This is a genomic window from Shewanella sp. (assembly GCF_051658185.1).
Classification (GTDB): Bacteria; Pseudomonadota; Gammaproteobacteria; order Enterobacterales; family Shewanellaceae; genus Shewanella.
The window spans coordinates 1-9,052 of sequence record NZ_JBOFMC010000007.1 but is presented as its reverse complement, the minus strand read 5'-3'; the positions used below and the strand labels follow the sequence as shown (position 1 = coordinate 9,052).

The window sequence follows — 9,052 nt, the reverse complement described above, 5'->3', positions numbered from 1 at the left end:
GTTTAGCTGCTTTTAAACTCGACAGTGGCGATCCAGAAGCCACCGCCTATTGTGCGATGGCGAAGCGGTTTGCTACGGATGTGGGTTTTCAAGTTTGCGATGCGGCGCTGCAAATTCATGGCGGATATGGTTATATCAGAGAGTACCCCTTAGAGCGTCACTTCCGGGATGTTCGTGTACACCAGATTTTAGAGGGCACGAACGAGATTATGCGCCTGATTATCGCCCGTCGTTTACTCGACGAAAATGCCGGACAAATCCTTTAAAGTGTCAAAATGTGACAGTAGGATTTGGCGATAACAGATTGGCAATTACATGAGGGAGCCGAAACAGATGGACTATTTAGTTGAGCGAATCGAAGGCCACACGGCCATTCTGACCATGAACAATCCGCCGGCCAATACCTGGACCGCCCAAAGTCTACAGGCGCTTAAAGCCAAAGTGCTGGAACTCAATGCCAACAAGGACATTTATGCGTTGGTGTTAACTGGCGAGGGCAACAAGTTTTTCTCCGCGGGCGCCGATTTAAAACTGTTTAGCGACGGTGATAAGGGCAATGCGGCGAGCATGGCAAAACACTTTGGCGAGGCATTTGAAACCCTAAGCCAGTTCCGCGGCGTATCGATTGCTGCCATCAATGGTTATGCCATGGGTGGCGGCTTAGAGGTCGCACTGGCCTGTGATATTCGTATCGCCGAAACTCAAGCCGTGATGGCACTGCCTGAGGCCACCGTTGGCCTGCTGCCCTGCGCGGGCGGAACGCAAAACCTCACTGCTTTAGTGGGCGAGGGCTGGGCTAAGCGGATGATTTTATGCGGTGAGCGGGTGAATGCCGCCCAAGCGCTGAATTTGCGTCTAGTCGAGGAAGTGGTCGAAACGGGTGAGGCCTTAAATGCGGCGATAGCGCTAGCTGCCAAAGTGGCGAATCAGAGCCCAAGCAGTGTCACCGTTTGCAAGACACTCATCCAAGCGGGGCGTCAAATGCCCCGTAGCCAAGCCTTACCGATAGAGCGTGAACTGTTTGTTGGTTTGTTCGATACTGAAGATCAGGCCGAAGGCGTGAACGCGTTTTTGGAGAAACGTAAAGCTGAGTGGAAGAACCGCTAATGACAAATGTAGTCGATAAAGCTGCGCACCCGTTCGCCACCCCAAATGTGGTTTTTCAAACCTTAGCCACCGCCTCGGGCAAATTAGTTGGGGTGGTGACGCTCAATGTTGAAAAAGCCCTCAACGCCTTGGATCTTGATATGGTTAGGGCGATGACGGCGCAGCTCAATTTGTGGAAAAAAGATCCATTAATCGCCTGTGTGGTACTCGATGGCAGCGGCGACAAGGCGTTTTGTGCCGGTGGTGATGTGCGCGCTTTATATCACGCGTCCGTTACCGCTAAGGGACAAGTGACTGAGGTCGCTAAAGTATTCTTTGAAGAAGAATATCGGCTCGATTATCTACTGCATACCTATGGTAAACCTGTGCTGGTGTGGGGAGATGGCATAGTGATGGGCGGCGGTCTTGGTTTGATGGCGGGGGCCAGCCACAAAGTGGTGACAGAAACTTCCCGTATCGCGATGCCTGAAGTCACCATTGGGCTTTATCCCGATGTGGGCGGCAGTTATTTCCTCAATCGTATGCCCGGCAAAATGGGGCTGTTTTTAGGGTTAACGGCCTATCAAATGAACGCCGCCGATGCCTGTTATGTGGGTCTTGCCGATCATTATCTCAATCGTGACGACAAAGAACTGATGTTCGATGCCATGGCGACCCTTGATTGGGTGGATTCTCCGGCGCTGAATCATCAGCGGCTTGATAGCATGCTTAATGAGTTATCAAATAAAGTGGCGATCCCTAAGGGAGAGAGTGTGTTAGCCCAACATCAGCAGATGATTGACCGCTTGATGGCCGGCAGTCTTGAGGAAATCCTTGGGCGGATGGCAAATCTAGCTAGCACTGAGCCTTGGTTAATCAAGGCGTGTAATACGCTCTTGGCGGGTAGCCCGATCAGTTGGCAGCTGATTTATGCCCAAGGACAATTGGGTCATAAACTTAGCTTAGCGCAATGTTTTCAATGGGAATTAACCCTGAGTGTCAACATGTGTGCCCGAGGTGATTTTTGTGAAGGCGTGCGGGCACTGTTGATTGATAAAGACAAACAGCCTAAGTGGCAGTTTGCTGATGTGCAATCGGTACCGCGCAGTGTTATCGAGGATATGCTGACTTGCCCGTGGGGAGAAGATCATCCCTTACGCCAATTACACTAATTCGCCAATTACAGTAAGTCGTCAATGAAGCTAAGCCTATTGATGGCAGCTAAAACAAAAGCTTAGCCTGCCATTCAATCAGGAATGAAAAATTGTCTGGCACAAGAAAGACCCCAGAACACAGGAGTGATGGCATGAGTACAGTTGCATTTATCGGTTTAGGTAATATGGGCGGCCCAATGGCGGCCAATTTAATAAAAGCGGGCATGACGGTACGTGTTTTTGACTTAGTGCCTGCCGCCATGCAAGCCTTGGCTGCTCAAGGCGCGTTAGCGTCAAGCACCGCGTGCGGCGCAGCGGCGGGCGCCAATGTGGTGATCACAATGTTGCCCGCTGGTAAGCATGTCAAAAGTTTATATCTAGGTAATGATAGCGACAAAGGCCTGCTCGACGTGGTCGCCAGCGATACCTTACTGATTGATTGCTCAACCATTGATGCGCAAACTGCTCAGCTTGTTGCCGCGGCGGCAGCGCAAAAGGGCATAGCGTTTATGGATGCTCCCGTATCCGGTGGTACGGCGGGCGCAGCGGCGGGGACCTTGACTTTTATTTGTGGCGGTTCGGACATTGCCTTTGAGCGCGCGCAACCTGTACTGAATGCCATGGGCAAAAATATCTTCCATGCGGGCGGTGCGGGCGCTGGGCAGATTGCTAAAATTTGCAATAACATGCTGTTGTCTGTACTGATGGTGGGGACTTCTGAAGCGCTGCAAATGGGGATTGACCATGGGCTCGATCCTAAAGTGCTGTCGGACATCATGAAGGTCAGCAGCGGCGGTAACTGGACACTCGAAAAGTACAACCCTTGCCCGGGCGTGATGGACAATGTGCCTTCTTCTAAGGGCTATCAGGGCGGCTTTATGGTAGATTTGATGGTTAAAGATCTCGGCCTCTCTCAAGAAGCGGCATTATTCAGCAATTCGAGTACGCCAATGGGCGCGCTTGCGCGCAGCTTGTATGTCAACCATGCACGACAAGGTAATGGCCGCCGAGATTTCTCCAGTATTTTTGAGCAATTTGCTCCACTTAAGAAATAGACATTAAAAACAAGGGATAACCAGATGGATTTAAAAGATAAGGTTGTCGTCATCACGGGCGGCGCGGGTGGTTTAGGCTTAGCAATGGCGCATAATTTTGCGCAGGCGGGTGCTAAGTTGGCGCTTATCGATGTGGATCAAGCAAAGTTAGAGCGTGCCTGTGCTGATTTAGGCAGTTCCACAGAAGTCCAAGGTTATGCGTTAGATATTACTGACGAAGAAGACGTGGTTGCAGGTTTTGCCTACATATTGGAAGACTTCGGCAAAATCAACGTGTTAGTCAATAATGCCGGCATTTTGCGCGATGGCATGTTAGTCAAAGCCAAAGACGGCAAAGTGACTGACCGCATGTCATTCGACCAATTTCAATCGGTGATCAATGTAAACCTTACGGGTACTTTCCTCTGTGGCCGTGAAGCGGCAGCGGCGATGATTGAATCGGGCCAAGCTGGGGTGATTGTGAACATTTCTAGCCTTGCCAAAGCCGGTAACGTGGGACAATCTAACTATGCGGCTTCTAAAGCGGGTGTGGCCGCAATGTCTGTCGGTTGGGCAAAAGAGCTGGCGCGGTACAATATCCGTAGCGCAGCGGTCGCCCCTGGGGTGATTGCGACCGACATGACGGCGGCGATGAAGCCAGAAGCCTTAGAGCGTTTAGAGAAGCTGGTGCCCGTTGGCCGTTTGGGCCAAGCGGAGGAAATCGCCTCCACGGTACGCTTTATTATTGAAAACGATTATGTTAATGGTCGTGTGTTTGAAGTCGATGGTGGCATTCGGCTGTAGTGGTTAACCCGAAGGAAGCTAAGCTGCCTCCTCGAATCGCTCAGACCGCATGGGGTTTATGGCACAACGGCAACCCCCGCGCGGCCTGAGCGTCCTTTGTAAACGGCGATTTTCCTAAAAGCACTGGTTAAACATGACGTTAGCCATATGCGACTTATCCTAAAGCGCGACTATCCTAAAACATGACTATCCTAAAGCATGACTATCTTAAAGCACGACATGCGTTAACCGTTCACCAACACTGGGGTTATTGGATGAATAGCATGGTGGCTAACATCCGTTGTCATTAACAGCTCATTGGTTTTTTGATTGCTGGCATTATTTGTCGCAGTGGCGATTCCCTTGCTAACCTTAAATCATCCCCATTTTCATCAGCTCAGTTTTTTGAGTGACATGATGGAGTAAAATCAGCATGTCGTGGCAAATAATGGCTCTGTGGGTTGAAAAAATCACTCGGCGTATGTTGCTTATCGTCGGTTGCTCTGGGCTTTTGGTTATTTATGGTGGTTTTTTTTATTTGTTGCTTAATGGTCAGCCATGGACGCAGCTACCGTGGATTTTTTTGCTATCTCCTTGGGTGTGTATTTATTTTGGTTTAAGCCATCTACAACAAGTTCGGATGGTGGCATGGTTTATCGCAAAGTTTACCAAATAGCCCGGCTTTCAATCTGGCCCTGCAATTTACCTTAGGAATGTGTTTATGGCGCAGATTAGGCTCTATGTCCCCAACATGCATTGCGCTGGCTGTGTTGCCAAAATTGAAAAGGCTTTTGCCGCGCAGCAAGCTGTTGAGGCACTTGTTAATCTTGCGGATAAGCAAGTGACGGTGAACGGTAATATCACCTTAGACGCTAGCTTGGCGGTATTGGCAAGTGTGGGATTTACGGCGCAGCCGATTGTGGATGCCAAGGCTGCGGCTGAAAATAAACGCCTTGATGATGCCACTGAATATCGGTTACGACTCAAGCAAGCGATAGCGGCTCTTAGCCTCGGTAGCTTGATGATGTTGTGGGGATTATTCGGCGGTGAGATGATGATCCACACCCCTGAGCTTCAGCTTGGATGGGGGATTATGGGGCTTGTCACCTTAGGCTTATTGGTCGCGACAGGGGGGCATTTTTATCAAGGTATGTGGCGGGCACTGCAGGCCAAAACCAGCAATATGGATACCTTGATCGTTCTTGGAACCTCGACCGCTTGGCTGTATTCCATGGGGGTGGTGATATTCCCCAGCGCATTTCCGATGGATACACGTCATGTGTATTTTGAAGCGAGCGCGATGATCCTCGGTTTGATTAACTTAGGTCATGCCCTCGAACTTAAAGCGCGGGGGAAAACCAGCGACGCGGTGCAGCGCTTGCTAGGCCTTCAATCGACGACGGCTATCCGTATCGGCGAGTTGGGGGATGAAAACGTCGATATCTCCCTGCTTAATGTCGGTGATCGCCTACGCCTGCGCCCGGGGGACAGGGTGGCCCTTGATGGCGTGGTGGTGGAGGGGCAGTCATCCTTAGATGAATCTATGCTCACTGGCGAGCCGATGCCGGTGAGTAAACTGCCAGGGGATCCTCTCAGTGCCGGGACGGTGAACGGTAATGGCAGTGTGATCTATCGTGTGACGGCGATGTTTGCCGATACCCGGCTTGCTAATATCATTGCTCTCGTGCAACAGGCGCAAACCTCAAAGCTTCCCATTGGTCGCCTCGCGGATAAGATCGCCGCGGTCTTTGTGCCCAGCGTGATGCTGATAGCGCTACTCGCGGCGGCAATATGGTATTTTTTCGGGCCTGAGCCTGCCTTAAGTCACGGGCTGGTGGTGCTTACCAGTGTGTTGATCATTGCCTGCCCCTGTGCGCTTGGGCTGGCAACGCCAATGTCGATCATGGTTGCGCTTGGGCGGGCTGCGCAAATGGGGGTGCTGGTTAAACAGGGGGAAGCCTTGCAAACGGCCAGTCGTGTCAATTGCGTGGTGCTCGATAAAACCGGCACCGTGACCTTAGGTAAACCTCAAGTGACGGATATTGTATGGTCCCCTATGATTGCGGCGGATGAGCAACTTAGCTTACTCGGCGCGATAGCAAGTCTTGAGCAGCATTCAGAACATCCCTTGGCCAATGCGATTGTCCAATACGCTAAAGTTCACGCTGCGCCGATGCCTTGTACGGCAAATTTTATCAATTACCAAGGTAAAGGTATTGCCGGCCAAGTCGGGCCAGATTCCTTGCTGGTGGGGAATTTTGCGCTGATGCAGGCATTTAAGGTGGTGTCGCACACCGGCGAGATGATTGATAGCACAGATGCAGCCGAGTTTGCTCAGCAAGCGAAAACGCCGATATACGTGGCCAAAGCGGGGCTGTTAGTGGCAACGATGGCGCTTGCTGATCCGATTAAACCGGATGCTAAGGCAGCGATCGCCGCCCTGCAGCAGCGGGGGATCCGCGTGTTGTTATTAACTGGCGATAATCCGATTACGGCCCAAGCGGTTGCGGCCACGGTGGGGATAACCGAAGTGATAGCCGGCGTTTTACCAGAGCAAAAACAGCAGCATATTCAACAGTTGCAACAACAGGGCTATTGCGTCGCTATGGTTGGGGATGGCATTAATGATGCGCCTGCGTTGATGAGCGCCGATGTTGGTATTGCCATGGCAAGCGGCACTGAGGTGGCGATAGAAAGCGCGCAGATGACACTGCTTAGCCAGCAGTTGATGATTATCCCCCAGTTATTGGCGTTATCCTCGGCAGCCATGACCAATATTAAGCAAAATTTGTTTGGAGCCTTTATCTATAACAGCCTAGGTATCCCAGTGGCGGCAGGAGTGCTTTATCCGTTGACGGGGATGCTGCTCAGTCCGGTGCTCGCTGCAGCGGCGATGGCGTTATCCTCTCTGACGGTGGTCACTAACGCTAATCGTTTACGGCGTCAGCGGTTGTAACGGCTTGAGTACCATCTAAGATATGACGGAAACGCCACCGAGTATTGCTCCGTCAGGCCGAGCGCTATCGCTCAGCCTGGCCTATTAAAGAGGGCGACTGGGCGCGGCGCAGGAGAAAATCGGCCTAGGATGAATGGCTTAATGGTGGCGATGCCATGGGACGTTTGCGGCGGCTACGGGGGATGGCTTAGGCCTTTTGGGTTGATAATTTAGCCCAAACTGCTATAGTGCCACGTTTATTTTTACCCCCTCAGGTTTGACACATTGGTTTAGGCAAATAGGGTTATACTCAAGTTGCATTGCCAAAACATCCGACCCACATTACTCGATTTGGAAGTTCATTTTGATCACAACAGCGAATATCACCATGCAGTTTGGCTCTAAGCCACTGTTTGAAAACATCTCAGTTAAATTTGGCGGCGGTAACCGTTACGGTCTTATCGGCGCAAATGGCTGCGGTAAATCGACCTTCATGAAGATCCTTTGTGGTGATCTAGAGCCGAGCAGCGGTAACGTGTCCTTGGATGTGAATGAGCGTCTTGGTAAGTTAAGCCAGAACCAATTCGGTTATGAGGAATACACGTTAATTGATACCGTGATCATGGGCCACCGTGAGCTGTGGAAGGTTAAACAAGAGCGTGATCGCATTTATTCACTGCCAGAAATGAGTGAAGAAGACGGAATCGCGGTAGCCAACCTTGAAATGGAATTTGCCGAGATGGACGGTTACACCGCCGAATCGCGCGCGGGTGAACTGTTACTGGGGGTAGGGATTGGTATCGACAGCCATTTTGGCTTGATGTCTGAAATTGCCCCAGGGTTAAAACTGCGGGTGTTGTTAGCGCAAGCGCTATTTTCCGATCCAGACGTACTGCTGCTTGACGAACCAACCAACAACTTGGACATCGACACTATCCGCTGGTTACAGGACGTACTGAACCAACGCGACAGTACGATGATTATCATTTCGCACGACCGCTATTTCTTAAACTCAGTCTGTACTCATATGGCGGACTTAGACTATGGTGAACTGCGAGTTTACCCTGGTAACTACGACGAGTATATGCAAGCGGCCACCCAAGCTCGCGAGCGTTTACTGGCGGATAACGCCAAGAAAAAGGCGCAAATTTCTGAGCTGCAAACCTTCGTGGCGCGCTTCTCTGCTAACGCTTCTAAGGCAAAACAAGCGACATCCCGCGCGCGCCAAATCGATAAAATTAAGCTCGATGAGGTTAAAGCCTCTAGCCGGGTTAACCCCTTTATTCGTTTCGAGCAGGAAAAGAAACTGTTCCGTAATGCATTAGTGGTTGAAAACTTAACCAAAGGCTATGATGCGCCGCTATTTAAAGACCTCAACTTAATCGTTGAAGTGGGTGAACGTATCGCCATTTTAGGTGAAAACGGTGTGGGTAAAACCACGCTACTGCGCACCTTGATCCATGATATTCCACAGGATGAAGGCCATATCCAATGGTCTGAAAACGCCAATATCGGCTATTACGCGCAGGATCATGAGTCTGATTTTGCTAACGATATGACCCTGTTTGAGTGGATGAGCCAGTGGCGTAAACCCGAAGATGACGATCAATCGGTGCGTGGGATTTTAGGGCGGATGTTGTTTGGCGCGGATGACATTAAAAAGTCGGTAAAAGTGCTTTCAGGGGGTGAGAAGGGCCGGATGTTATTTGGCAAGCTTATCATGCAAAAAGCCAATATTTTAATGCTCGACGAACCTACCAACCATATGGATATGGAGTCGATTGAATCACTCAACAACGCGCTGGAAAAATACGAAGGCACGCTGCTCTTTGTGAGTCACGACCGCGCATTTGTATCATCACTGGCAAACCGTATCCTTGAAATCACGCCAAACGGTGTGAACGACTTCAAGGGGACCTATGATGAGTTCCTGGTAAGCAAGGGCATCGAAGGCTAGTCACTTGTTTTAAGGATTAAATAGCCTTAAATGTTTGCATAAAAAACGCCGCTTATATTGAGCGGCGTTTTTGTTTATGGAGGTTATCTTCCGTATTTGCCCG

General features: G+C 50.6%; 8 protein-coding genes. All 8 read left to right on the top strand.

The genetic code is table 11. The features are described 5' to 3' along the window. Nucleotides 1-266 (top strand): acyl-CoA dehydrogenase family protein (locus ACRCZA_RS00360; RefSeq protein ID WP_438672507.1); only part of this gene is annotated, 266 nt, incomplete at its 5' end. Nucleotides 267-333: 67 nt separating this feature from the next. Further along, on the top strand, nt 334-1,107 hold the full coding sequence (locus ACRCZA_RS00355) for an enoyl-CoA hydratase (protein WP_438672506.1): 774 nt from the start codon (nt 334-336) through the stop codon (nt 1,105-1,107). Next, nucleotides 1,107-2,258 carry an enoyl-CoA hydratase/isomerase family protein gene (locus ACRCZA_RS00350; protein ID WP_438672505.1) on the top strand — a complete coding sequence of 384 codons (1,152 nt, stop codon included), beginning with the start codon at nt 1,107-1,109 and terminating at the stop codon, nt 2,256-2,258. The genes ACRCZA_RS00355 and ACRCZA_RS00350 overlap by 1 nt, the downstream gene beginning before the upstream one ends. Before the next feature lie 134 nt (nt 2,259-2,392). Next, nucleotides 2,393-3,295 carry a 3-hydroxyisobutyrate dehydrogenase gene (gene mmsB, locus ACRCZA_RS00345; protein ID WP_438672504.1) on the top strand — a complete coding sequence of 301 codons (903 nt, stop codon included), beginning with the start codon at nt 2,393-2,395 and terminating at the stop codon, nt 3,293-3,295. Nucleotides 3,296-3,319: 24 nt separating this feature from the next. Continuing rightward, complete coding sequence (locus ACRCZA_RS00340; protein WP_438672503.1) at nt 3,320-4,078, top strand: SDR family oxidoreductase; 759 nt, start codon at nt 3,320-3,322, stop codon at nt 4,076-4,078. Between the two features lie 412 nt (nt 4,079-4,490). Continuing rightward, entirely contained in the window at nt 4,491-4,733 is a 243-nt protein-coding gene (locus ACRCZA_RS00335; protein WP_438672502.1) for a hypothetical protein, read from the top strand. A 45-nt stretch (nt 4,734-4,778) separates the two neighbouring features. After that, a complete protein-coding gene (locus ACRCZA_RS00330; RefSeq protein WP_438672501.1) occupies nt 4,779-7,013 on the top strand; it encodes a heavy metal translocating P-type ATPase in 2,235 nt (744 codons plus the stop codon). Nucleotides 7,014-7,356: 343 nt separating this feature from the next. Beyond that, a complete protein-coding gene (locus ACRCZA_RS00325) occupies nt 7,357-8,949 on the top strand; it encodes an ABC-F family ATPase (protein ID WP_438672500.1) in 1,593 nt (530 codons plus the stop codon). Nucleotides 8,950-9,052 lie beyond the last annotated feature (103 nt).

Bases quoted from the DNA above. Each gene is read 5' to 3' on its own strand.
- ACRCZA_RS00355 (WP_438672506.1), top strand. From the start codon at position 334: ATGGACTATTTAGTTGAGCGAATCGAAGGCCACACGGCCATTCTGACC.
- ACRCZA_RS00350 (WP_438672505.1), top strand. From the start codon at position 1,107: ATGACAAATGTAGTCGATAAAGCTGCGCACCCGTTCGCCACCCCAAAT.
- mmsB (WP_438672504.1), top strand. From the start codon at position 2,393: ATGAGTACAGTTGCATTTATCGGTTTAGGTAATATGGGCGGCCCAATG.
- ACRCZA_RS00340 (WP_438672503.1), top strand. From the start codon at position 3,320: ATGGATTTAAAAGATAAGGTTGTCGTCATCACGGGCGGCGCGGGTGGT.
- ACRCZA_RS00335 (WP_438672502.1), top strand. From the start codon at position 4,491: ATGTCGTGGCAAATAATGGCTCTGTGGGTTGAAAAAATCACTCGGCGT.
- ACRCZA_RS00330 (WP_438672501.1), top strand. From the start codon at position 4,779: ATGGCGCAGATTAGGCTCTATGTCCCCAACATGCATTGCGCTGGCTGT.